This window comes from Paracoccus sp. UBA889, assembly GCA_002294185.1.
Classification (GTDB): Bacteria; Pseudomonadota; Alphaproteobacteria; order Rhodobacterales; family Rhodobacteraceae; genus Paracoccus.
On sequence record DBFD01000050.1, the window covers coordinates 4,809 to 27,675 of the forward strand.

The window sequence follows — 22,867 nt, forward strand, 5'->3', positions numbered from 1 at the left end:
TGTAAAGGCGGGATGTTCCCCGCATCCTGCCGAAAAGTCGCCCGGACTGCGGAACCTGAAAGCGGCCGGATGGTTCAACCCACAGGTGCCTGCGCCGCGCGGGCCGGAATGTTGGACTGCCCCGGAGGACCCGCAGTGGCGTTTCCTGGATTTCTTGCAGAGCCGTGGTTCGTCCTGTCCTGGTATGGGATCGGCATGGCCGCGGCGGCCTGGGCGCTTTACGACATGCTGGCCGTCAATACCGCGGTCAATCCGCCGCTCAAGGCCGCTTGGCCGATCATCATCTTCTTCTTCTCGATCCTGGGCCTGGCGCTTTACTGGCTGACCTGCCGACCGTCGGGCATCGCCGAGATGGACGAGAAGGAAGCAGACGGTCCATCACGATTGTGTAAACAATACGTTCTACAAGACCAACGGCGCGCTGATCCACTGCGTCGGCGGCGACGGGCTGGGGATCATGACCGCCATGATCGTGCTGCGTCTGGTCGGCGTGACCTTCTGGCAGGAATTCTGGTTCGAATATGCCGTGGGCTTCGCGTTCGGCTGGCTGATCTTCCAGCTCTGGGCCTTCCTGCTGCAGGATAACGGTCTTGTCGCGGCGCTGTGGAAGGCATTCCGGGCCGAGTTCTTTTCCATGGCCTCGGTCATGATCGGCATGGGGGTGGTGATGTCGCAGGTCACGCCGCGGGTCGTTGGCGAGCAGCCGCCGCCCGAGACCTACGCCTTCTGGGGTTTTGCCAGCTTCGGTCTGCTGGCGGGCGCGCTGCTGACGGTGCCGGTAAACTACGTCCTCATCAGGGTTGGATGGAAACATGGGATGTCGTGAAACCCTTCGCGCCGGTCTCGCAGCCGGGCTTCTTCTTGCCGCCGCGCCGGCGCAGGCTCAGCAGGAGGCCGCGCCGCCGACCCGAGAGGTCGCGCTGCGCGACGGTGCCGCGACACAGTTGCAGACGGCCGTCGAAGACCTCGATACCGGCCGTCGGGCGCAGGCCGTTCCGGCGCTGGACGAAGCCTATCGTGTGCTTGAGGTTGCCAGCCAAGGCGCCGGCGGGACCGGCCCCTTTGCAGAGGCCGAGGCATCGGTCGCCAAAGCGCGCCGTCAGTTGCAGAACGGCCGCCCCGAAGACGCCGCGTCGCGCCTGCGCGATACCGCCGCCGCGCTGGCTGCCTCCCGGCCGTCGCCCCTGTCGCAGATGCCCGGGCAGCAGGACTACCGCGGCGCGATCCTCATCAATTCCGAAGGCCGGATGCTTGGCGAATTGCGCGGCACGGATTCGGCGGGGGCCGTTGTGGCGATGATCGGCGACTGGCAGGATACGCTGGGATTTCTCGACCTTGGGGGGCGTGCGGCCGATCTGCCGCAGGACCGGCTGGTGTTCGGAGAACCGAACGCATTGGGGACCGTCATGGTCGTGCTGGCGGATCCGGCCGGGCAGGACGGAGTGATCGAACGCTGGGGGCGATAGACTTTCGCGGTTCGGGCCGAAGCGGTCCGAAGCCCGTATCTCGGCAAGATCGCCACCAAACAGCCGTTTTGCCGGATCCCTGAATCCGGGGCTTACGGCGGGCGCGGCGATGTGACCGCCGGCCATCCGGGCAGTCGCGCGGTCCGGGCGTCCGGATCTGCGGGAATATCGCCATCCCGCACCATGATTCCCGATGCGAATATCACAGACTCCGAATTGAGAAACGCGCTTTGACCCGTAAGTAAAAAAATCGCGAAAATTCTTGCTTAAGGCGAGTTTTTGGCTAACACTATGACATGACTTGCTAAAATCGATTCCTGGACAACGCGGCCCTCACCGATCAAAAGGATTGACCAGCCATGACAATTTCGTCCGTCTCGGCCGCCAGAAAGATGGGCGGAAGCAGCGTCGATCATATCCATGACCAGATGGATTCCGATCCGCATTATCCGTTCAATCTGGTCAGCAGCTGGCTTCCCCATCCGTCCAGCAATTCGATGCGGCTGTTTCTGGATCAGGTGCTGAATACCGAACCGACCGAATATCAGCCCAGCGTGCAGGCCATGGACGACCTGCTCAGCGACAATCCGGTCCTCACCTATCTGATCGAAGATGCCTGCAAGCAGAACGGCAATATCCACGTGTCCGACCTGGCGGCGGCCGAAGCTGTCAATTTCCCGCGTATTGCCAGCAAGGATGAGCTTTTGCAGGCGTTCAACACCCTGCTGACCCAGACACCGCAATTCATCGACAACGAACTGGTCGGATTGCCGTTTTCCGCGCTTGTCGTGGGAATCGACCCGACCCAGAGCGGTATGACCCTGTTCCGCCTGCCGATGTTCAACGAAAAGATGTCGGATATCCTGAACGAATGGAACACATATCTGGGCAGTTCAGCCTCGAACTGGGTGTTCGGCACCGAAGGCGAACAATGGCTGTCATCGGCTGCGAAGAAATCCTATCAGTTCGAGGTATGGCAGAAGGACAGCGAAACCCTGCCCTATTGGACCAGCTGGAATTCCTTTTTTACCCGCCAGTTCAAGGACAAGGACGCCTCGCGTCCGGTCGCCGCCGCTGACAGCAACCGGATCGTCGTCAGCGCCAATGATGGCTCTCTGTTCCGATGGGACGAGAACATCGCAGCCCAGGATGTATTCTGGTTCAAGGACATGCTGTATTCGCTGTCCGACATCCTGTCGTCCGAGCTTCCCGATCAGCAAAAGATCATTGACGATCACAAGCTGATCGATCTTTTTACCGACGGGTCCATCTTTCAGACCTATCTGAACCCCTACAATTTTCATCGCTGGTGGTGCCCGGTGAACGGACAGGTCCTGTTTGATCCGCTGGCCGTTCCGGGATATTTCTTCAACAAGCTGGTGATCCCTGATTTCGCCGGCGCCACGACCGCTTCGCTGCCCTATCTGGCGCAGGTGAATGCCCGCGGAATCATGGTCATCAAGACCCCCGATTATGGCTATGTCTGCTGCATTCCGTTGGGAATGAGCGAGGTATCATCGATCGTGTTCGATGCGGCAATGACCGGGAATCCGCAGGTCAGCAAGGGCCAGGAAATGGGCAAATTCGAATATGGCGGATCTTCCTTTGCGCTGATCTTCCAGAAGATACCGGGCAAGCGGCTGATCTTTCAGAATGCCGCAGGAGACGTCTACCAGAAGCAGCCCGTCCTGCCCAAGGGCAGCGCCAGCACCGGCGGGAACATCACCCTGATCGGGTCGCAGATCGGGCAATGGCAGGATGTCGTCCATGATATCGCTGCCGATCTGCCATGGCAGAGCATCGGCTATGTCAATGAAGGCGACGCCTATGCGCTGAAATATGTCGGCAATCTGTGGACGGCAAATCCCGGTATCGACGATGGCAACCTTTATGACGCGAACGGGTCCAGCCTCACCGCGACCCAGCCTGCCTATGCGATGGTCGGGGCGCCGGAGGGTGCGCTGATCGGGCGGATCGGGACCAATCCGCCGTTCCTCGTCGGCGATGGCGCGATCACGCCCAAGGGTCAAACCGGTCTGCTGCAACTGGTCATCAACGACGACCTTGCCGGTAAATATGGCGCGGGACTGACCGACAACGAAGGCCAGGTCTCGGTCGCGGTCACTCCGGCCGGATAACGCCGCCCGTTGCCGTCCGACAACAAAGGCAAGCTCGCCCTGTCGATGGCCTGCGCTGGATCCGGCGCAACATCCTGAAGGCCGACCCGGCGGTGCAAGACTGCAGATTGTATCCGCAATCTGCGCAGAATGAACTGCACGTCTTCAAAGAAGGTTTCGCCGGCGGCAATATCCCGATGCTCGCGCAAGCGACGCTTCAGCAAACGAAGGCGGATCGCCCAGGACCGACCTCACTGCTGTCGGCTTGGGCGATGGACGGGTCGTGCCCTTGATCCGGGAAGTCGGTCTTGAGGTCCATCACTCTTTCTTGAAAGCCTTCAGCACGCTTCGAGTCGCCGTCACCAGCGGATCATGAATGTCCCTGAGGATCTGCACACGGTCGAAGCGATCGGGATCCTGCATGACTGCCTGTCGCAATGCCTGCCCAAAGGCCATGCGCAGTTCCGTTCCGATGTTGAACTTGCAGACCTTTGAGCCGCGGGCCAGTGCCCGCCGCTGCGTCACCGGCACGCCGGAGCCGCCGTGAATGACCAGCGGCACATCTGTCCTGGCCTCGATCGCGCGGATCCGGGCTTCGTCGAGACCGCCCTCCTTGTTTCGCTGCAGGTGAACGTTGCCGACGGAAATGGCCATGGCATCGACGTTGGTCGCCCGTGCGAATTCCGCCGCCTCGGTCGGATCCGTGCCGGCAGAGGCGTCGCCGTCAGCATATCCGACAAAACCGATTTCGCCCTCGCAGGACACGCCCGCCGCGTGGGCCATCTCGACGATGGTCGCGGTCTCATCGATGTTTCTGGCAAGCGGCATGCGCGAGCCGTCGTACATGACCGAAGTGAACCCCGCATCGATGGCCATGCGGCATTCGTCGCTGCTGTAGCCGTGATCGAGATGCGCAACCACCGGGATGGAGGCATGTTCGGCCAGGTGCCGGAACATGGCGCCCAGCACGGGCAGCGGCGTATGCTCGCGGCAGGACGGACCGGCCTGCAGGATCACCGGCACCCCCTCGGCCTCGGCAGCGGCCACATAGGCGCGCATGTCCTCCCAGCCGAGGGTGACAAGCCCGGCCACGGCGTATCCGTCCCGCAGCGCGGGCTGCAGCACCTGCGAAAGTGTCGCCAGAGTCATTTGAACTTGGCCACCATGTCCATGATCCCCGGTATCGTGTGCAATTGTTCGGCATGGGTCGGCTGGAAATACTGTTTCAGGCTTCGCTGGCTCAGCCCGCCGAGGATGGTGAAATAATACATCTCGTAGCCCGGCAGCACGGCGCAGGGGTGATAGCCCTTGTCGATCAGGATCGTCGAGCCGTTCATGATGTGATAGGCATCGCCCGGCACGTTGTCCTCGCGCTGAAGCATCTGCATGCCCGAGCCGCAATCGGGCCGGAAGCGGAAATTGTAGGTCTCGTCGTGCCGGGTCTCGACGATTTTCCCGTCCTCGTCCACGCGATCGGAATCGTGCTTGTGGCTGGGAAAGCCCGACCAGCCGCCTTGCCCGACGGTATACAGTTCCGATACCAGAAGGCGGCCCACCCTGCCGTGCTGCCTGGAGCCGAGGATGTGCTTGATCTTGCGGTGGGTCTTGGTCTCGTCCGAGCCGTATTGCACGAGGTCGAGTTCGGCCTCGCGAACATCAAACGGCTCGAGCACCCTGTCGAACTTCGCCCCGGCGATGAATATTTCGGCCGTGTCGCTGACGCAGGTCAGCCGGGTCCGCGCGCCGACCGGAACATAGACGCCCTCGGGCTCGCCGTCCCAGACATCGACGCCGCGACGGCCAAGCCGCTCGAATATCGCGCCCTCGACATCCAGATCGACCGTGCCGGTCGCGGGCACGACGCAGGTCTCGTAGCCCGGAACGGCATAGTCGAAACCTTCACCCTTTTTCAGCTTGACGATGTTGAAGTAGTTCAGCGGCACGAGGTCGTGGTCGACATCGACGATCGGGGTGTTGGCATTGTCATGGGGGGCGATATGCATCTGCCTCTCCTTTCAGGTGTTGCTGGGGCCGGGATGCGCGGCGAGAAAATCGTCAAGCTCGGCCGCGGTGGGCATGGCAGGGGCACAGCCGGGTCGGCTGACCACGATCGAGGCGCAGGCCGAGCCGCGCAGGACAGCCTCCTCGAGCGGTCGCCCCCCGGCAAGTGCGGCCAGCAGTCCCGCGAGGAAGCTGTCCCCCGCGCCGTTGGGCTTGACAGCTGTGACGGGGTAGATTCCGGAACGGATCTCTCTGCCCTCGGCGAAGGTGATCGCGCCCTTGTGGCCCATCTTGTAGATCACCGTCTTGCCCGCCGCAGCGAATTCGCGGGCCTTGTCCAGTCCCTTGTCCAGTCCGCCGGCCATGAAGCCGAATTCCTCGTCATTGCCGACGATCAGGTCGCTTTCCTCGCCTGCACGGATCAGCACCATCGAGGCGACCTGCGGCGAAGGCCAGCTATAGGCGCGGTAGTCGATATCGAAGATCACCGGCAGGCCCGCCTCGCGGGCTTTCTCGAAGGCCCGGAAGGTCGAGGACCGCGAGGGCTCGGCCGCGAAGACGGTGCCTGCGGTGACAAGCGCGCCGAAGGCGGCGTAGTCGACCCGGTCCACGTCTGCTTCCGTGACCTGAAAATCGACCGCGTTGTTGCGGTAGATGCAAAGCTGGAAATCCTCCATCGTGCTTTCGTACACGGCAAGAGAAACGCGATGCTCGCCGCCCAGAACCTTCACATACCGGGTGTCAACGCCGTAGCCGCGCAGCTTGTTTGTGCAGAAGCGGCCCACGGTGTCGTCGCTGACCGAGGTGACCAGCGCCGATTGCATTCCCAGCTTGCAAAGTCCCGCGCAGATATTGGCCGATGAGCCGCCAAGATCGGCACGGAAGGTTTCGGCATGCTCGGCCTTGGTGCCGGGTGGCTCGGCGAACATGTCCATGCCGGCGCGTCCCAGCACGACGAAGCGGCCTTTGCGAATACCGTCGATCAGACGGTCCATCACACGCCCCGCCGCTGCTTGGCGCGGGTGGTTTCCCATTCTTCATGGGCGGCACGGACCTTCTCGCTGTCGCTGACATGCGGGGTGCCGACCTCCCACCAGGCGTGACCTTCGGTGGTCCACCCCTCGTAGGGGTCCACTTCCATGACGATCACGCAGGTCTTGTCCGATGCCTTGGCGCGCTTGAAGGCCTCGGCCAGCTCGGTGGGGTTGGCGACCTTCTGGGCGGCGGCGCCCATCGAGGCCGCATGGGCCGCAAAGTCCACGCCGAAGGGCTGCGGGATTGTCGGGCAATGTTCCAGAAGATTGTTGAAGCTTTCGTTCCCGGTATTGTTCTGCAGCTTGTTGATGACCGCGAAGCCGCCGTTGTCGAGCACCAGCACGATCAGTTTCTTCTGGCTGAGCACCGAGGAATAGATGTCGGAATTCAGCAACAGGTATGACCCATCGCCGCAGAAGGTGATGGTGTCGCGGTCTGGTTCCTGCTCGGCCTGGGCGATGCGCGCACCCCAGGCGCCCGCGATTTCGTAACCCATGCAGGAAAAACCGAACTCGACATCCACCGTGCCGGTCTCGAGGGTGCGCCAGTTCGCGGTCACTTCGGCCGGCAGCCCGCCGGCGGCGGCCACCACCCGGTCTCGCGGATCGCAATGGGCATTCACGACGCCGATGGCCTGGGCATAGGAGTTGGGCCGGTTGCCGGGTTTGACGTTCTCGGCAACGTAGGCGTCCCATTTTTTCCGTTCGTCCTGCGCGAAGCGCACCCAGCCTTCGGGGGCGGTGTAATCGAGTGTCTCGGCAAGGGCGTCGAGCGCCAGCCTGGCATCGCCGACCACCGGCAGGGACATGTGCTTGCTTGCGTCGTGGCGGGCGGCGTTGACCGAAACGATCTTCGCGTCCTTGGCAAAGGCGGTCCAGGAGGCGGTTGTAAAGTCCTGAAGCCGCGTGCCGACGGCAAGGATCACGTCCGCTGCCTCGGCCACCGCGTTGGCGCTGGTCGATCCGGTCACGCCGATCGGTCCGATATTGAGCGGATGCGCGGCCACCAGATTGGCGCGCCCGGCGATGGTCTCGACCACGGGGATCCGGTGCGCCTGGGCAAACGCGGTCAGTTCGGCCACGGCGCGGGAATATTGCACCCCGCCACCGGCGATGATCATCGGCCGTTCGGCCCCCTTCAGCGCCGCGACGGCATCGGCGATTTCGGCGACGTCGGGTGCCTGGCGGCGGATTCGGTGCACCTTCCTGTCGAAGAACCTGGCCGGATAATCATAGGTCCAGCCCTGCACGTCCTGCGGCAATCCGATAAAGGCCGGTCCGCAATCGGCGGGATCCAGCATGGTCGCAAGGGCCGCGGGCAGCGACTGGATGACCTGCGCGGGATGGCAGATGCGGTCCCAGTAGCGGCTGACCGACTTGAAGGCGTCGTTTACCCCGAGGGTCGGGTCGTTGAAATTCTCCATCTGCTGAAGCACCGGATCGGGCAGGCGGGTGATGAAGGTATCCCCGCAGAGCATCAGGATCGGCAGCCGGTTGGCATGGGCAAGCCCTGCCGCGGTCAAGAGGTTGGCCGTGCCCGGCCCGGCCGAGGCGGTGCAGAACATGAAGCGTTGGCGAAGCCATTGCTTGGCATAACCCGCGGCGGCAAAGCCCATCCCCTGTTCGTTCTGTCCGCGATACAGCGGCAACTGGTCATGGACGCGGTTCAGGGCTTCGCCCAGGCAGGTGACGTTTCCATGCCCGAAGATGCCGAAGCCGCCGCCGCAGACGCGCATTTCCCGTCCGTCGATCTCGATGAACTGGTTGGACAGCCAGCGGATGATCGCCTGGGCCGTGGTCAGCCGGATGGTGTCGTTGGACGCGGTCATCTCTGCGCGAACCCCCGTTGAATATTTCCGATCGCTGGCGAATGCAGCTTGCGAGTTGTCGATTCTCACGATACGTTTTTTGCAACCGGTTGCAATCAAAATCTGGCAGGAGGACAGCTTGACCCAAATCGGCATCGGCATTCTGGGCGGCGGGTATATGGGCAAGGCACATGCCGTGGCCATGTCCGCGGTCGGCGCGATCTTCGACACGACCCTGCGGCCCCGGCTCGAAATGGTCTGTGCCTCGTCCCCCGACAGCGCGGAACGCTATCGCGCCGCCTACGGCTTTGCCCGCGCCACTTCGGATTGGAAGGCCCTGGTCGACGATCCCGGCGTCGAAGCCATCGTCATCGCCACGCCGCAAGAGACGCATCGAATGATTTCCGAGGCGGCTTTCGCGCAGGGCAAAGCGGTCTTCTGCGAAAAACCCATGGGTGCCTCGCTCGAGGACAGCGCCGCCATGGTCGCCGCGGCCGAGAATGCGGGCGTCGTGAACATGGTCGGCTTCAACTATATCCGCACCCCCGCCAGTCAGTTCGCCCGTCACCTCGTCGCCGCCGGAGAGATCGGAGAAATCACCTGGTTCCGGGGCGAACATACCGAGGATTTCCTGGCCGACCCCAAGGCCCCGGCCACCTGGCGGACCAGCGGCATGGCCAATGGCACGATGGGCGATCTTGCCCCGCATATGGTCAACGGCGCCCTGGCGCTGATGGGGCCGATCATCTCGGTGGCGGGCAGCTACGAGACCGTTCACAAGACGCGCGCCGGCGGCGAGGTCAGCAACGACGATCACGCCCAGATGATGTGCCGGTTCGAGAACGGCGCGATGGGGCAGATGTATTTCTCGCGCATCGCGACCGGCCGCAAGATGGGTTTCGCCTATGAAATCAGCGGCACCAGGGGCGCGATCCGGTTCGACCAGGAAGACCAGAATGCGATCTGGCTCTACCGGATGGAGGGCCCCGAGGCAGAGCGCGGCTTCACCAGGATCCTGACCGGTCCGGCGCATCCCGACTACGCGCCATTCTGCCAGGGGCCGGGCCATGGCACCGGCTACCAGGACCAGATCATCATCGAGGCCAGGGATTTCCTGCATGCGATCGAGACCGGTCAGCCGCATTGGCCCTGCTTTCGCGACGGGCATGAGGTCAATCGGGTCATCGCCGCGATGCGCGCCTCGGCCGACGCCGGGACCTGGACCGACATCAAAGATTTCTGATCACCGGAGAACGCAGGCATGACCATCAGAATCGGCAACGCGCCCTGCTCGTGGGGGGTGGAATTCGCAGAGGATCCCCGGAACCCGGCATGGCGGACCGTTCTCGCAGAATGCGCTGCGGCGGGTTACAAGGGGATCGAACTCGGCCCCGTGGGCTTCATGCCAGAGGATCCCGGGATCCTGTCGGACGCATTGGAGGAACACGGGCTCGAGCTGATCGGCGGCGTCGTCTTCCGCCCCTATCATGACCCCGAAGCCTGGAAGGACGTGCTTGACGCCACCCACCGCACTGCGCGCGCGCTCAGGGCCCATGGGGCCCAGCATCTGGTGCTGATCGATTCCATCTCGCCGCGCCGCGCGCCCACCGCCGGCCGTGCCGGCGAGGCCGAACAGATGGACCGCGCCGAATGGATCGCCTTCCGCGACCGAATCGCCGAAAGCGCGCGGATCGGGGCCGAGGAATACGGCCTGACGGTGGGTATTCATGCCCATGCCGCGGGTTTCCTGGACTTCGAGCCGGAACTGGAACGCCTGCTGGACGAGGTCGATGAGACGATCCTCGGGATCTGCTTCGACACCGGGCACCATTCCTATGCCGGCTTCGACCCCGTGGCCTTCATGAAAAAGCATATCGGCCGAATTTCCTACATGCACTTCAAGGATATCGACCCGAGGGTAAAGGCCGAGGCGATCCGGAACCGCACCGGGTTCTATGATGCCTGCGGACAGGGCATCTTCTGCAACCTCGGTGAGGGTGACGTGGACTTTCCGGCCGTTCGCCAGGTCCTGCTGGACGCCGGCTTCGAGGGCTGGTGCACGGTCGAGCAGGACTGCGATCCCACCCTCGATGTCTCGCCGATCAAGGATGCCGGGGCGAACCGCGAATATCTCGAATCCATCGGCTTCAAGTAAGGGGAACAGGCCATGACCAAGCTGAAATGGGGCATGATCGGCGGCGGAGAAGGCAGTCAGATCGGCCCGGCCCACCGGCTGGGCGCGCTGGCCGATGGCCGTTTCGAATTCGCCGCCGGCGCGCTTGACCACCGACCCGAGGCCGGACGCGCCTATGCGCGGCGGCTGGGAATCGCGGCCGACCGCGCCTATGGCGACTGGCAGGAGATGCTGTCAGCCGAAAAAGGCCGTGCCGACCGCATCGATCTTGTGACCATCGCCACCCCGAATGCCACGCATTTCGAGATCACCAAAGGTTTTCTCGAAGCCGGGTTCAACGTGCTTTGCGAAAAGCCGATGACCATGACCGTCGAGGAGGGTGAGGAAATCGTCCGCGTGGCCAGGAAATCCGGCCGGATCTGCGCAGTCAACTATTGCTATTCGGCCTATCCGATGATCCGCCAGGCCCGCGCCATGGTCCGGGCGGGAGAGATCGGCAAGGTTCGCCTGGTGATCACCAATTTCAGCCACGGCCATCACGGCGACGCCAAGGATGCCGACAACCCCCGGATCCGCTGGCGCTATGATCCGAAGATGGCAGGGGTTTCCGGCCAGTTCGCCGATTGCGGCATCCATGCCCTGCATATGGCCGGTTTCCTGTGCGACGACGAGGTGGAACGGCTCTCGGCCGATTTCGCCTCCACCATCCCGGGCCGCGCGCTGGAGGATGATGCGATGGTCAATTTTCGGATGGAGAGCGGCATTGTCGGCCGGCTCTGGACCTCGTCCGTGGCCATCGGGCGGCAGCACGGTTTCGACGTCCAGGTCTTTGGCGAGACGGGCGGGCTTCGATGGGCGTCCGAGCAGCCGAACCAGTTGATCTACACGCCCTTGGGTGGCCGCACGCAGATCATCGAGAAGGGCGAAAGCGGGCTGCACGAGGAAGCACGGCGCCTGTCTCGCGTGGCTGTCGCCCACCCCGAGGGCTTCCCCCTCGCCGTGGCCAATATCTATTGCGACCTGGCCGATGCCATCGCCGGAGAGCCCCGCGACGGGTTGCCCGACGCGGCGGCGGGTGTGCGCTCGATGGCGGCGGTCCATGCGGCCGTGACCTCGGCAAGAGCCAGCGGCGCCTGGACGGAGGCCCGGCCGCCGATGTTCCGCTGAGCGCGCCGATCGGTCAGGCAGGGGCGCGCAGGGTGCCCCGCTCGACCACCGGGCAGGAATAGATCCGCGCCTCCGGATGGCGATCGGGGTCTTTCAGCAATGCCAGCATCAGTTCGATCGACGAGGTGACGATCTGCTCGATCGGTTGATGGATCGTGGTCAGGTTGATGTTCTCCCATCGGGCCATTTCCATGTCGTTCAAGCCGATGATCCCGATATCCGCAGGGCACGAATAGCCGCTGTCGGCGATGGCCGAGAGCGCGCCGATGGACAGGACGTCATCGCCGCAGAAATAGGCCTGGGCCGGCCCGGCCTTCAGCAGGCGCAACATCTCCTGACGTCCGGCGTCGAAGGAATAGGCGAGGGCGAAGGAATGGCTGACCCGGATTTTCGGATGCGCCGCCAGTTCGGACATGAACCCGGCAAACCGGTCCTGGGTCGAGGTCGCGATCTCGGGTCCGCCAAGAAAGGCGATGTCGCGATAGTCGCGCTCGACCAGGGTGCGCGCGGCCAATCGGCCCGCTTCGCGGTTGTCGATCCCGACAACATGGACCTTCGGCGAGGAGGAATATCGGCCAAAGGCATGCACAACCGGCACGCCGGCATCCCGGAAGGCCATGGCGAAATCCGAAGGCAGAGTGGATGAGGCGACGACCACGCCATCGACGGAATACTGCCGCAGCATGCGAACCGAATTTTCCGGATCCGTTTCGTTCGACAGGTTCACGAGCAAGGGGCGCAATCCCCGGTCTTGCAGGCCGCGGGTAAAAAGGTCGAAGACCTGCAGAAAGATCGGATTGAGGAAGTTGTTGGAAACCAGGCCGATCAGCTTGGTCCGGCCCGTGGTCAGCGAGGAAGCCAGTGCATTGGGACTGTAGCCAAGCTCTCTTGCGGCCTTTTCCACCTTGCGGCGCATTGTCGTGGAAACCGATGCGCCATCCGTGAAGGTGCGCGAAACCGCAGAGCGCGAGACACCCGCCCTTTCAGCGACATCCTTCAGAGTCACCGGCATCCCGTGATCGCCTCCGCAAAAATGGTGAACGGCGGACTCATACATGCGTTTGCCCGACGGTGACATGAATAAAACTGCCAGCCAGTATTTGCAACCGGTTGCAATTCGCGTCAATCTATGTTTACTTCTATCTCGGAATGTTGGGGCTCCGCCCTGAAGGTCGGGACAGCCGGGAGATGGGGATGGAATCCGGACTTGCGAAGCTTCTTGCGTCACAGCCGATCGTGAGGCCGGGCTTGCGCGCGACCGGACAAGTCCGGCGCCCGGCCTGCCGGTTTCTTCATCCCGAACCGGATCTGACCGTCATGGCGGGACAGCTCCAACCGGAATTCGACAGAACATGGTGTCCTTTGCCATCAATGCCATGACGGTTCCAAACATCGGCTGAACATGTCGGTCGCTGCCGCGACCGCCTGGAACCCGCTTTGCCACAAAAAGCGGCATGATCCGGCATTGATCAAGGTGAGCCGGACACCAATGGAGGAGGAAAGATGAAGAAAACGATCATTGCAGGGGGGCTGGTGTCGCTCCTTTCGACGGCGGCGATGGCCGAATCGATCGGGGTATCGATGTCATCGTTCGACGACAATTTCCTGACCGTGCTCAGAAACGGCATGATGGAATACGCCGGCAGCCTCGAGGATGTCGATATACAGGTCGAGGACGCGCTGAACGATGTCGGCAAGCAGCTTGACCAGATCAACAATTTCATCGCCTCGGGCGTCGACGCGATCATCGTGAATCCGGTCGATACCTCGGCCACGCAGGCCATGTCGGACGCCGCCAATACGGCGGGTGTGCCGCTTGTCTATGTCAACCGGGAACCGATCAATGTCGATTCGATGCCGGACAACCAGGCCTTCGTCGGCTCGGACGAGCGCGAATCGGGGTCGCTGCAAACGGTCGCGATCTGCGATATGCTGGGCGCCGCCGGCAAGGATCCGGCCGAGATCTATATCCTCATGGGCGAATTGTCGAACCAGGCCGCCGTGGTTCGGACGCAGGACATCAGCGACGTGATCGAAGGCGGCGAATGCGCGGTCGAGATAGACGTCATCGACAGGCAGACGGCGAACTGGCAGCGCGACGAGGCGCAGGACATGATGACGAACTGGCTGTCAACCGGCCAGCCATTCGACGCCGTCATCGCCAACAACGACGAAATGGCCATCGGCGCGATCCAGGCGATGAAGGCTTCGGGCATCGCGATGGAGGATGTGGTCGTGGGTGGCATCGACGCGACTCGCGATGCGCTCCTTGCGATGGCGGCGGGCGAACTTGACGTGACCGTGTTTCAGGACGCCGCCGGGCAGGGCGCGGGTTCGATCGATGCCGCGCTGGCGCTGGCGCGTGGCGAGGAAGTCGATCGCAAGGTCTACATCCCGTTCCAGCTCGTGACGCCCGAGAACATGTCCGACTTCACCACCCAGAACTGAGCGTTTCACGCTCGAAAGGCCCCGAGGCGGCGCAATTCCGCGCCGTCTCCCGACCTCCGGCCAGTGAGGCCGGGCAAGGAGGAGAACCCGAGATGGCGGAATCACCACATGGGGTCGGCGGACTTGCCTTTGACGCATCGAAACGCGGTCTGCCGCCCGAGGCCGGCGTCGCCATCGGCCTGGCATTGATCGTCCTCGCGTTCGAAGTGCTGGGCCGGTTCCTGATGAATGACAGCTTTCTGTTCAACACGCGGGACAACATCGACGGTCTGTTCAACACCGCGCGGTTGCAGATCATCATCCTTCAGGTCTCGATCATCGGAATCATCGCGCTCGGCGTGACGCAGGTGATCATCACCGGCGGGATCGACCTGTCGTCAGGCTCTGTCGTCGGTGCAACGGCAATGATCGCCATGAGCTTTGCCCAGGTCGGCCAGATCAACGGCATCGAGAATAGCCGCGCGGTCTTTTTCGAGCAGGGCTGGGTCGACCTGCCGCTGATCGTGCCCATGATCGTGGCGCTGGCCTGCGGTCTGGTCGCGGGGCTGATCAACGGCCTGCTTGTCGCCTATACGGGTATCCCGCCCTTCATCGCGACGCTTGGCATGATGGTGTCGGCCCGCGGCGTCGCGAAGTGGTGGACCGCGGGCCAGCCCGTATCCTTCCCGACGGAAAGCTACACGGCGATCGGATCGGGCATGATGCCGGTCTTCATCTTCATGTTCCTCGCGATCCTGTTTCACCTGATCCTGAAATACACCGTCTATGGCAAGCACACCTATGCCATCGGCTCGAACGAGGCGGCCGCGCGGATGTCCGGCATCAAGGTCGCGCGACACAAGGTTCTGGTCTATTCCATCGCCGGTCTGCTGGCGGGCATCGCCGCGCTGGTGCTCAGTTCCAAGAACCTGACCGCCCAGGCCGGCATGGGCCTGATGTATGAACTCGATGCCATCGCGATGGCCGTGATCGGGGGAATCTCGCTTCAGGGTGGCCGCGGGACGATCCTCGGCACCGTGCTGGGCGCGCTGATCTTCGGGGTGATCATCTCGGGTTTCACCTTCCTGCGCCTCGACGCCTACTACCAGGAGATGGTCAAGGGCGCGATCATCGTGGGTGCCGTCGTTCTGGACCAGTGGCGCCAGAAACGCGCCGCGGCAAAGGCTTGAGGGAGAACATCATGGCCAGCGATATCCAGACCAACATCTCGGGCGCCGAGGCGCCGCATCCGCGGGTCGAACCGGCCGAGGTCATCCTGCGAACCGAGGGGCTGACCAAGCATTATGGCGGCGTTCACGCGCTGGTGGATTGCAACTTCGAGATCCGCAAGGGCGAGCACGTGGCGATCATGGGCGACAACGGGGCCGGCAAGTCGACCTTCGTGCGCCAGATCACCGCGGTCGAACAGAAGACCGCCGGCAGGATCTGGTTCAATGGCGATTATGTCGAGTTCGACGGGCCGCTGGCGGCGCGCGAGGCCGGCATCGAGACGGTGTTCCAGAACCTTGCGCTGGCCGATCATCTGGATGTGCCCGACAACCTGTTCCTGGGTCGCGAATTGCGCAAGTTCAATCTTGGGCCGTTCTCGATCCTCGATTACAAGGGAATGCGAAAGGCCACGCTGGCGGGACTGGAGAAGACCGGCGTGAAGATCCCCAACATCCGCAACACGATCCAGCACATGTCGGGCGGCCAGCGCCAATGCGTCGCCATCGCCCGCACCGCCACCTTCCATTCCAAGCTGACCATCATGGACGAACCGACCGCCGCGCTTGGGGTTCAGGAAACCGTTCAGGTCGAAAACATCATCCGCACGCTGAAGGAACAGGGCGAGCCACTGATCCTGATCAGCCACAACATGCGGCAGGTGATGGACCTCTGCGACCGAATCGTGGTCTGGCGCCGCGGCCGCATCTGCGCCAACCTGCGCAAGCAGGACACCAGTGGCGAGGATGTCGTCGCCTACATCACCGGCGCCAAGACCCAGCCGGAATACGCCGAAACCGCCTGAGATTTTCCGCAAGGGATTCGTCGCGGATCCTTCCAATCAGAAACCGGCGCACAGACTGCGCCCGCCAAAGGGATTCATCATGGTTCTCAGGCTCGCCATCCTCGGTGCTGGCCGCATCGGCAAGACCCACGCGCAAGCGGTCGCGGCCACCAATGGCGCACAATGCGTCGCGGTCGCCGATCCGGTCGCCGATGCGGCCCAGGCGCTTGCCGGCAAATACGGCGCCAGCGTCCGGACCATCGACGAGATCGAAACCGCGCAGGACGTCGATGCCGTCATTATCTGTACGCCCACCGACACCCACGCCGACCTGATCGATCGGTTCGCCCGGGCCCGCAAGGCCGTATTCTGCGAAAAGCCGGTGGACCTGTCGGTGGCGCGCGTCCAGCAATGCCTTGCCGTCGTCGAGGAGACGGGGACGACGCTGATGGTCGGCTTCAATCGCCGCTACGACCCCGACTTCCTGGCGCTGAAGTCCGCAATCGACGCCGGCCATATCGGCAACGTGGAGATGGTGACGCTGACCTCGCGCGATCCGGGGCCGCCGCCTTATGACTATATCGAACGCTCGGGCGGCATATTCAAGGACATGACCATCCACGACTTCGACGTCGCCCGCTGGCTGCTTGGAGAAGAGGTGGAATCGGTGCAGGCCGCGGCTTCGGTGCTTGTCGACCGCGAGATCGGGCGCCTGGGCGACCATGACAGCGTCAGCGTCATCCTGCGGACGGCCGGCGGTCGGCAATGCACGATCACGAACTCGCGCCGCGCCACCTATGGCTACGACCAGCGAATCGAAGTGCTGGGCTCTGAAGGGGCGCTTGCGGTCGAGAACATCCACCAATCCCGGACCACGCTGGCCAATGCCGGCGGATTCACGCGCCCCCCGCTTCTCGACTTTTTCATGACGCGCTACAGCGCGGCCTACGCGGCCGAGATCGCCACCTTCGTGCAGGTGATAGAGAGCGGCGGCTTGCCGCCAACGACCGGCCATGATGGCCTGATGGCACTCGTCCTCGCCGAGGCGGCAGCCCGCTCGGTCGCCGAAAAGCGGCTGGTCTCGATTTCGGAGGTGCTGCCTTGAGCAAATCGTTCGAATTCGTCACCGGCCAATGCGCGATCGGGCCTCCAAGGTGCAAGCCGGCGGGCGGTGCCTGGCGAAACCCGCGTCCAGTCCGATAATGTCGATCCTGCGGCACACGCAGCAGTATCGCGCAGATTGGTCCTTGCGCCGAGCCCTTGAAAGCAGGTGCATGGAAAAGACGATGGTGAGGCATCGCATGCAGCGTCGCCCCGGCCGGATCTGTCCCTGTGAAATCAGACGACCTTGACGGTCAGCGTTCCGACGCCTTCGATCGCGGCTTCCAGCACGTCACCCTTCGCGATGGCGTTCACACCCGACGGCGTTCCGGCCATGATGACGTCGCCGGCCGCCAGCTCGAAATATTCTGAAAGATACGAGATCATCTCGGGCACCTTCCAGATCATCTGGTTCAGGTCTCCCTCCTGCCGCAGCTCGCCGTTGACCTTCAGCTCGATCCGTCCCTGATCGGGATGGCCGACCTCGGAGACAGGCCGCAGCGGACCGACCGGGCCAGAGCGTTCGAATGCCTTCCCGATTTCCCACGGGCGACCCAGCTTCTTCGCCTCGCCCTGAAGATCGCGCCGCGTCATGTCAAGGCAAACGCCATAACCCCAGACGTGATCCAGAGCCCGGTCCAGCGGGATGTTCGTGCCGCCGGATTTCAGACCGACAAGCAGTTCTACCTCGTGATGAACATCCGACGAGTGGGGCGGATAGGGAAATTCGCCCGATGGATCCAGGTTGTCGGGGTTCTTCTGGAAGAAGAACGGGGGCTCGCGATCGGGATCATGCCCCATTTCGACCGCATGGGCCGCAAAGTTGCGGCCGATACAGTAAACGCGCCGCACGGGAAAGCTGCCGCCGTCCCCGGCGGGAATGACATGCGCTTGCGGTGTGGGGATGACATGATCCGGCATTGCTGTTCTCCTGAACGCTTGGTGGTCGAAGACCCGATCCGTGATTGATCGCGCGACGTCTTTCACGCCGGCCGAGAAGACGGCGCCTTCGACCGATTATTCGAAGAATTCGCGCATGATTGGCAAGTGGTCGCGAGGGTCGCACGAACAACCATTTTCCAGATTGGTTCCGGCATCCGGCGACCTCAGCCGTCCTCGGGGATATTGCCGGGCAAGACGCGGGAATAGACCGAACGAAGATGACGCCGCATCGCGATGGCGGCAAGTTCGCCCTGACCGGCGATGATGGCGGCGACGATTTCATCGTGTTCGCGGAAGCTGGAATAATCGGTGGCCGGCGCGCGGGTTTCGCGCGGTTGCCCCCAGACGATGGACCGGCGCACCGAGTTCAGCGTCTCGAAGAAATAGAGATACAGCTGGTTCCGGGTGGCCCGCGCGATGGCGTGGTGCAGATGGTTGTCCCATGCCTCGTATGCGCGCCAATCTTCGGCGTTCCTGCATTTTTCGGCACATAGCTTCATCTGTTCGCAGTCGGTTTTGCCGGCGTGCTGTGCGGCCAGCCGGCTCAGTTCCGGCTCGATGTTGAGCCGAACGGTCACCACCTGTTCGGGTTTGATCTGGTCGCGCAGATAGGTCACGTCCTGAAGATTGAGAACGGGTCGCGCGCCGACAAAGGTGCCTCGACCGACATGACGCCAGATACGGCCTTGCGCTTCCAGTTCGGACAAGGATTTGCGCAGTTGGTTCCGCGTCGTGCCCAGGCGCATGCACAGATCGCGTTCCGGCGGGATCCGGTCGTTGTGCCGATACCCGGCATCGTCGATCAGATCCCGAAGCCTCTTTGTCAGATCGGTGGTCATGATCTCTCCCAATTCCCTAATTGGTTGATTGATCGCTTCCGAGAGATATTCAAACATTTCCTCAAGAATGTGGCAGCGAGTCGCAGTTCTGTTCGCTCTGACGCCACATGTTATCACGAGGGAGGGATGCCGAGTGCGGCTGGCAACGATTTCCGTGGGCGAACAAGACGTCTGCGTCGCAATTCTGAAGAACGGCAAAAGGCTGGACATCGCGAAAGCCGCTCGGGGTATTTCCGGATCGGGTGCCGACGCGCTTCGGGCCGGTTCGATGCAGGGCCTCATCGAAGGCGGCGACCAAGCGGTTGCCGCGCTTGGACGTTTGGTGGCCGATGCCGAGGCCGGGAACCATGCTGACGCCCTTGCGCCGGCGAACGCGGCCTTGCTTGCACCGATACCGGCCCCGCGGAAGAACGTCTTTTGCGTCGGACGAAACTACGCGGAACACATCGCCGAGGGCGACCGCGCGCAGAAACAGGATGTGGGCGTGACCCGGCATCCGGTCTTTTTCAGCAAGCCGATCACGTCCATCGTTCCGCCAGGCGGAAACATCCTGGTTTTCCCGGACCTGTCCGAATGCATCGACTACGAGGTCGAGTTGGCCGTCGTGATCGGGACGGCCGGCCGGAACATCGCCAAGGCCGATGCCATGAATCACGTCTTCGGATACACGATCCTCAACGACATCTCTGCACGGGACATCCAGCGTCGCCACGGCGGCCAGTATTTCAAAGGCAAGGGACTGGACGGATCCTGTCCGATCGGCCCCTGGATCGAAACCGCGGACGCCATCGCCGACCCGCACGCGTTATCCATCGGGACCAGGGTCAATGGCGAGCAACGTCAGGATGGCACCACGGCCGACATGATTTTCGATATCCCGACGCTGATTGCGTCGCTGTCGGAAGGAATGACGCTGGAGCCCGGCGACATTATTGCCACCGGCACGCCATCCGGCGTCGGCTATGCCATGGAGCCGCCGCGGTTCCTCAAGGACGGCGACACGGTCGAATGCAGGATTTCGGGAATCGGCACGCTTTGCAACACCGTGCGCGCCGTATAGCGCCCGCCGCCGCAGAGGAGGCGGCGAAAGGCAGAACCATAAACGGGAGGAAAATGACCATGATCAACAGAAGAGCGTTTACCGCCTCACTGCTGGCCGCCGTTCCGGCCACGGGCTTTCTGGGCAAATCGGTGCTGGCACAGACCATGCGCGACATCACCTTCGTTCAGCCCAGCCCGTCCGCCATCAACTCTTTTCCCGTGTTCGTCGCCATCGGCGAAGGGTACTTCGCGCAAGAGGGTTTGAACGTCAACGTGGAAGCGATCAACGGGTCCGGCGCCGTGCTGCAGGCGCTTTCCGCAGGTCAGGCGCAGTTCGGACGCCCCGGTCCCGGTCCGCTGCTGGCGGCGCGGTCCCGTGGTGTGGACGCGGTGCACATCTACAACGTCGCCGCACGCAGCAACTTCGGCATCGCGGTGCAGGACGATTCCGACTTCCAGAGCATCGACCAGCTGCGCGGCAAGGTGATCGGCACCGGCACGGCCGACGGCGCCGAGGTCGGGTTTGCCCGCAACGTCATGTCCGGTGCAGGCATGACCGAGGGTCAGGACTACGACTTCCTCACCGTCGGCGACGGTGGTCCGGCGACAGCGGCCTTCCTGAACGGCGAAATCGACGCCTATTCTTCATCGACCGCCGATACCGCCATCCTCAATCAGCGTGGCATGGCCGTGCGGGATATCACCCCCGAGGAGTTCGGCCGCTTCTTCGGGAACGGCATCGCAACCATGGCCGATACTATCGCCAACGACCGCGCGCTGGTCGAAGCCTGGAGCCGCGCCTTTGCCAAGGGACATGCCTTCGCCCTCGACGATGCGAACCGCGACAAGGTTCTCGGTCATCTGGCGGACGGCAATCCGCAGGAAGGCGAGGACAAGGAATTCCAGTCCGCGCTTTTCGACGCGGTCCGCTCCAAGACGATCCCCCCCGAGGGCAGCCCGCATCTTGGCTGGTATCCGGCCGAGGTCTGGGCCGAATGGCAGGAATCGCTGATCGCGGGCGGCGAGCTGTCCAGCCCGCTTGATGATCTGGACGCCGCCTGGACGAACGAGTTCGCGAAGCTTGGAAGCGAGGCCGCGGGCGGATGAACACAGCCGTTGCACACGACTATTCCGGCGCGCCTCTTGGCGCGCCGGTCTACGAGTTGACAAAGGTCAGCAAGACCTATGCGCGCAACCGTGTGATCGCGCTTGAAGACGTCAGTCTCACCCTGCGCAAGGGCAGCTTTACCTCGATCATCGGGTCCAGCGGTTGCGGCAAGTCGACCTTGCTCAAGATCATGGCCGGGCTGATCCCGCCCACAAGGGGCCGGGTGATCCTGCAGCATCAGCCAGTGACGGGGCCCCGCCGGGACATCGGCATGATGTTCCAGCAGGCCACGCTGTTTCCGTGGAAGACCGCAGTTGAAAACATCGTCCTGCCGATCGAAATTCGCGACGGCAAGGCGGCCGCCAGGAAGGCGATGGACAAGGCCCACGAGCTTCTCGACATCGTGGGCCTCAAGGGTTTCGAGAACGTTTATCCCAACGAGCTGTCCGGCGGCATGGCGCAGCGCGCCTCGATTTGTCGGATGCTTATCACCGAACCGGCAGTCTTGCTGCTGGACGAACCGTTCAGCGCGCTGGACGAGCTGTCGCGCGACATGATGAACATGGAACTTCAGCGGATCTGTCGCGAACAGGACGCCACCGCCTTTCTTGTCACCCATTCCATTCAGGAAGCCGTCATTCTGTCCGACGACATCATCGTGATGAAACCGCGCCCCGGCCGCATCGCCGAGATCGTGACCGTCGATCTTCCCCGGCCCCGGACGCTGGACATGATGACGACGCCGAAGTTCGGCGAGATCGTCGATCACATTCGCGGCATGCTGGACAAGGGAGAGGACATGTGACCGAGTATCAGACCAATCAGCCCTCCGATGCCGAGACGGTGCAGGACACCGTCTGGGTTCAGGAAGTCGCCTTCATCGATTCGGTTCCGCGCTGGATTGCCATGACCTTCGTGTTCGTGACCTTCATCGGCACCTGGCAGTTCGTGACAAGCTTTGGCTTCGTCTCGCCGATCATCCTGCCGACCCCGATGGAAACGCTGAAGGACGTGTTGTTTGTCGGTCAGAATCTTCTGACCGCCGGCTACATGCTGGAGCCGCTCTGGATCACGATGAAGGAGGTTTTCTATGGCTTCGCGCTGGCAATCCTGATCGGGTTTTCCTTTGGCGTGCTGGTGGGCGAAACCGCGTTCGGGGAAAAGGCGGTCATGCCTTACCTGGTCGCCATCGACACGATGCCAAAGGTGGCCTTCGCGCCGCTTTTCGTTGCCTGGCTTGGATTCGGCATCGAATCCAAGGTGGCGCTGGCGGCGTTCATCGCGACCTTTCCGATTGTCGTGGGCACAGCGGCCGGGCTGCATGCTGCGGATGAAAACGCGCGCATGTTGTTCAAGACCATGGGCGCAAGCCGGATGCAGACGCTCATCAAGATGAAGCTGCCGACGGGTCTGCCGCAGATCTTCACCGGCATCAAGATCGGCGCCGTGGGCGTCATGGCCGGTGCGATCACCGGCGAATTCCTGGGCGGCGGCAAGGGATTCGGAGAACTGATCCGCGTTGCCGCCTCACAACTCAACACACCGCGCGTCTTCTCGCTGATTCTGTATCTCAGCCTCATCGGCCTGGCGCTCTATGTGATCGTGCAGTGGACCCAGCGAAAGGTGGTGTTCTGGCAGCAGGAAACCGTGGGATCCCACAATGCCTGAGGG

General features: G+C 62.8%; 21 protein-coding genes. 14 read left to right on the forward strand and 7 right to left on the reverse strand.

The genetic code is table 11. The features are described 5' to 3' along the window. The first annotated feature begins 424 nt into the window (after window positions 1-424). The 3 genes from B4L36_RS09745 (at window position 425) to B4L36_RS09755 (ending at window position 3,604) form a co-directional block, all read left to right on the forward strand. Entirely contained in the window at window positions 425-826 is a 402-nt protein-coding gene (locus B4L36_RS09745) for a DUF4396 domain-containing protein (RefSeq protein ID WP_292956792.1), read from the forward strand. Next, the gene (locus B4L36_RS09750) at window positions 813-1,466 is read left to right on the forward strand and encodes a hypothetical protein (protein ID WP_292956113.1); all 654 of its coding nucleotides are present in this window, start codon (window positions 813-815) and stop codon (window positions 1,464-1,466) included. The genes B4L36_RS09745 and B4L36_RS09750 overlap by 14 nt, the downstream gene beginning before the upstream one ends. A 359-nt stretch (window positions 1,467-1,825) precedes the next feature. After that, the gene (locus B4L36_RS09755; protein ID WP_292956116.1) at window positions 1,826-3,604 is read left to right on the forward strand and encodes a phosphatidylserine decarboxylase family protein; all 1,779 of its coding nucleotides are present in this window, start codon (window positions 1,826-1,828) and stop codon (window positions 3,602-3,604) included. 297 nt (window positions 3,605-3,901) lie between these two features. On the opposite strand, the gene B4L36_RS09760 is transcribed toward B4L36_RS09755, so the two are convergent. Genes B4L36_RS09760 through iolD form a run of 4 tightly spaced genes read right to left on the reverse strand, consistent with a single transcriptional unit; the run spans window position 3,902 to window position 8,447 of the window. Further along, window positions 3,902-4,732, reverse strand: coding sequence for a class II fructose-bisphosphate aldolase (locus tag B4L36_RS09760; protein WP_292956119.1), 831 nt, complete (start codon window positions 4,730-4,732; stop codon window positions 3,902-3,904). After that, on the reverse strand, window positions 4,729-5,586 hold the full coding sequence (locus B4L36_RS09765; protein ID WP_292956122.1) for a 5-deoxy-glucuronate isomerase: 858 nt from the start codon (window positions 5,584-5,586) through the stop codon (window positions 4,729-4,731). Before B4L36_RS09765 ends, B4L36_RS09760 begins: the two co-directional genes overlap by 4 nt. Window positions 5,587-5,598: 12 nt before the next feature. Further along, complete coding sequence (gene iolC / locus B4L36_RS09770) at window positions 5,599-6,579, reverse strand: 5-dehydro-2-deoxygluconokinase (RefSeq protein WP_292956125.1); 981 nt, start codon at window positions 6,577-6,579, stop codon at window positions 5,599-5,601. Further along, window positions 6,579-8,447, reverse strand: a complete 1,869-nt coding sequence (iolD, locus tag B4L36_RS09775; protein ID WP_292956128.1) for a 3D-(3,5/4)-trihydroxycyclohexane-1,2-dione acylhydrolase (decyclizing) — start codon at window positions 8,445-8,447, stop codon at window positions 6,579-6,581. Before iolD ends, iolC begins: the two co-directional genes overlap by 1 nt. Before the next feature lie 118 nt (window positions 8,448-8,565). Between iolD and B4L36_RS09780 the strand changes: the two genes are divergently transcribed. The 3 genes from B4L36_RS09780 to B4L36_RS09790 are packed head-to-tail and all read left to right on the forward strand — an operon-like array spanning window position 8,566 to window position 11,727. After that, a complete protein-coding gene (locus B4L36_RS09780; RefSeq protein ID WP_292956131.1) occupies window positions 8,566-9,669 on the forward strand; it encodes a Gfo/Idh/MocA family protein in 1,104 nt (367 codons plus the stop codon). An 18-nt stretch (window positions 9,670-9,687) separates the two neighbouring features. Further along, window positions 9,688-10,581, forward strand: coding sequence for a sugar phosphate isomerase/epimerase family protein (locus B4L36_RS09785; protein WP_292956134.1), 894 nt, complete (start codon window positions 9,688-9,690; stop codon window positions 10,579-10,581). A gap of 12 nt (window positions 10,582-10,593) precedes the next feature. Continuing rightward, window positions 10,594-11,727, forward strand: a complete 1,134-nt coding sequence (locus B4L36_RS09790; protein ID WP_292956137.1) for a Gfo/Idh/MocA family protein — start codon at window positions 10,594-10,596, stop codon at window positions 11,725-11,727. 13 nt (window positions 11,728-11,740) lie between these two features. Here B4L36_RS09790 and B4L36_RS09795 read toward each other — a convergent pair whose 3' ends face one another. Next, a complete protein-coding gene (locus tag B4L36_RS09795) occupies window positions 11,741-12,739 on the reverse strand; it encodes a LacI family DNA-binding transcriptional regulator (protein ID WP_292956140.1) in 999 nt (332 codons plus the stop codon). 491 nt (window positions 12,740-13,230) lie between these two features. Between B4L36_RS09795 and B4L36_RS09800 the strand changes: the two genes are divergently transcribed. From B4L36_RS09800 to iolG, 4 genes are all read left to right on the forward strand, one after another. After that, a complete protein-coding gene (locus B4L36_RS09800; RefSeq protein ID WP_292956143.1) occupies window positions 13,231-14,175 on the forward strand; it encodes a sugar ABC transporter substrate-binding protein in 945 nt (314 codons plus the stop codon). Between the two features lie 92 nt (window positions 14,176-14,267). Further along, window positions 14,268-15,344, forward strand: coding sequence for an ABC transporter permease (locus B4L36_RS09805; protein WP_292956146.1), 1,077 nt, complete (start codon window positions 14,268-14,270; stop codon window positions 15,342-15,344). 11 nt (window positions 15,345-15,355) lie between these two features. Then, on the forward strand, window positions 15,356-16,186 hold the full coding sequence (locus B4L36_RS09810) for an ATP-binding cassette domain-containing protein (RefSeq protein ID WP_292956149.1): 831 nt from the start codon (window positions 15,356-15,358) through the stop codon (window positions 16,184-16,186). Between the two features lie 79 nt (window positions 16,187-16,265). Beyond that, complete coding sequence (iolG, locus tag B4L36_RS09815) at window positions 16,266-17,270, forward strand: inositol 2-dehydrogenase (RefSeq protein ID WP_292956152.1); 1,005 nt, start codon at window positions 16,266-16,268, stop codon at window positions 17,268-17,270. 233 nt (window positions 17,271-17,503) lie between these two features. On the opposite strand, the gene B4L36_RS09820 is transcribed toward iolG, so the two are convergent. Further along, window positions 17,504-18,187, reverse strand: a complete 684-nt coding sequence (locus B4L36_RS09820) for a fumarylacetoacetate hydrolase family protein (protein ID WP_292956155.1) — start codon at window positions 18,185-18,187, stop codon at window positions 17,504-17,506. A gap of 185 nt (window positions 18,188-18,372) precedes the next feature. Continuing rightward, window positions 18,373-19,047, reverse strand: coding sequence for a FadR/GntR family transcriptional regulator (locus tag B4L36_RS09825; RefSeq protein WP_292956158.1), 675 nt, complete (start codon window positions 19,045-19,047; stop codon window positions 18,373-18,375). Between the two features lie 28 nt (window positions 19,048-19,075). On the opposite strand from B4L36_RS09825, the gene B4L36_RS09830 reads away from it, so the two are divergent. The 4 genes from B4L36_RS09830 to B4L36_RS09845 are packed head-to-tail and all read left to right on the forward strand — an operon-like array spanning window position 19,076 to window position 22,864. After that, a complete protein-coding gene (locus tag B4L36_RS09830) occupies window positions 19,076-20,107 on the forward strand; it encodes a fumarylacetoacetate hydrolase family protein (protein ID WP_292956161.1) in 1,032 nt (343 codons plus the stop codon). Beyond that, window positions 20,056-21,195, forward strand: coding sequence for an ABC transporter substrate-binding protein (locus tag B4L36_RS09835; RefSeq protein ID WP_292956164.1), 1,140 nt, complete (start codon window positions 20,056-20,058; stop codon window positions 21,193-21,195). Before B4L36_RS09830 ends, B4L36_RS09835 begins: the two co-directional genes overlap by 52 nt. Next, window positions 21,192-22,001, forward strand: a complete 810-nt coding sequence (locus B4L36_RS09840; protein WP_292956167.1) for an ABC transporter ATP-binding protein — start codon at window positions 21,192-21,194, stop codon at window positions 21,999-22,001. The genes B4L36_RS09835 and B4L36_RS09840 overlap by 4 nt, the downstream gene beginning before the upstream one ends. Then, window positions 21,998-22,864 carry an ABC transporter permease gene (locus tag B4L36_RS09845; protein WP_292956170.1) on the forward strand — a complete coding sequence of 289 codons (867 nt, stop codon included), beginning with the start codon at window positions 21,998-22,000 and terminating at the stop codon, window positions 22,862-22,864. The genes B4L36_RS09840 and B4L36_RS09845 overlap by 4 nt, the downstream gene beginning before the upstream one ends. Window positions 22,865-22,867 lie beyond the last annotated feature (3 nt).

What these genes read in the sequence shown, in the direction of transcription:
- B4L36_RS09805 (WP_292956146.1), top strand. Translation starts at nt 14,268, where the DNA reads ATGGCGGAATCACCACATGGGGTCGGCGGACTTGCCTTTGACGCATCG.
- B4L36_RS09810 (WP_292956149.1), top strand. Translation starts at nt 15,356, where the DNA reads ATGGCCAGCGATATCCAGACCAACATCTCGGGCGCCGAGGCGCCGCAT.
- B4L36_RS09750 (WP_292956113.1), top strand. Translation starts at nt 813, where the DNA reads ATGGGATGTCGTGAAACCCTTCGCGCCGGTCTCGCAGCCGGGCTTCTT.
- B4L36_RS09795 (WP_292956140.1), bottom strand. Translation starts at nt 12,739, where the DNA reads ATGCCGGTGACTCTGAAGGATGTCGCTGAAAGGGCGGGTGTCTCGCGC.
- iolG (WP_292956152.1), top strand. Translation starts at nt 16,266, where the DNA reads ATGGTTCTCAGGCTCGCCATCCTCGGTGCTGGCCGCATCGGCAAGACC.
- iolC (WP_292956125.1), bottom strand. Translation starts at nt 6,579, where the DNA reads ATGGACCGTCTGATCGACGGTATTCGCAAAGGCCGCTTCGTCGTGCTG.
- B4L36_RS09835 (WP_292956164.1), top strand. Translation starts at nt 20,056, where the DNA reads ATGCAGGATTTCGGGAATCGGCACGCTTTGCAACACCGTGCGCGCCGT.
- B4L36_RS09760 (WP_292956119.1), bottom strand. Translation starts at nt 4,732, where the DNA reads ATGACTCTGGCGACACTTTCGCAGGTGCTGCAGCCCGCGCTGCGGGAC.
- B4L36_RS09820 (WP_292956155.1), bottom strand. Translation starts at nt 18,187, where the DNA reads ATGCCGGATCATGTCATCCCCACACCGCAAGCGCATGTCATTCCCGCC.
- B4L36_RS09840 (WP_292956167.1), top strand. Translation starts at nt 21,192, where the DNA reads ATGAACACAGCCGTTGCACACGACTATTCCGGCGCGCCTCTTGGCGCG.
- B4L36_RS09765 (WP_292956122.1), bottom strand. Translation starts at nt 5,586, where the DNA reads ATGCATATCGCCCCCCATGACAATGCCAACACCCCGATCGTCGATGTC.
- B4L36_RS09790 (WP_292956137.1), top strand. Translation starts at nt 10,594, where the DNA reads ATGACCAAGCTGAAATGGGGCATGATCGGCGGCGGAGAAGGCAGTCAG.
- B4L36_RS09800 (WP_292956143.1), top strand. Translation starts at nt 13,231, where the DNA reads ATGAAGAAAACGATCATTGCAGGGGGGCTGGTGTCGCTCCTTTCGACG.
- B4L36_RS09755 (WP_292956116.1), top strand. Translation starts at nt 1,826, where the DNA reads ATGACAATTTCGTCCGTCTCGGCCGCCAGAAAGATGGGCGGAAGCAGC.
- B4L36_RS09785 (WP_292956134.1), top strand. Translation starts at nt 9,688, where the DNA reads ATGACCATCAGAATCGGCAACGCGCCCTGCTCGTGGGGGGTGGAATTC.
- B4L36_RS09825 (WP_292956158.1), bottom strand. Translation starts at nt 19,047, where the DNA reads ATGACCACCGATCTGACAAAGAGGCTTCGGGATCTGATCGACGATGCC.
- iolD (WP_292956128.1), bottom strand. Translation starts at nt 8,447, where the DNA reads ATGACCGCGTCCAACGACACCATCCGGCTGACCACGGCCCAGGCGATC.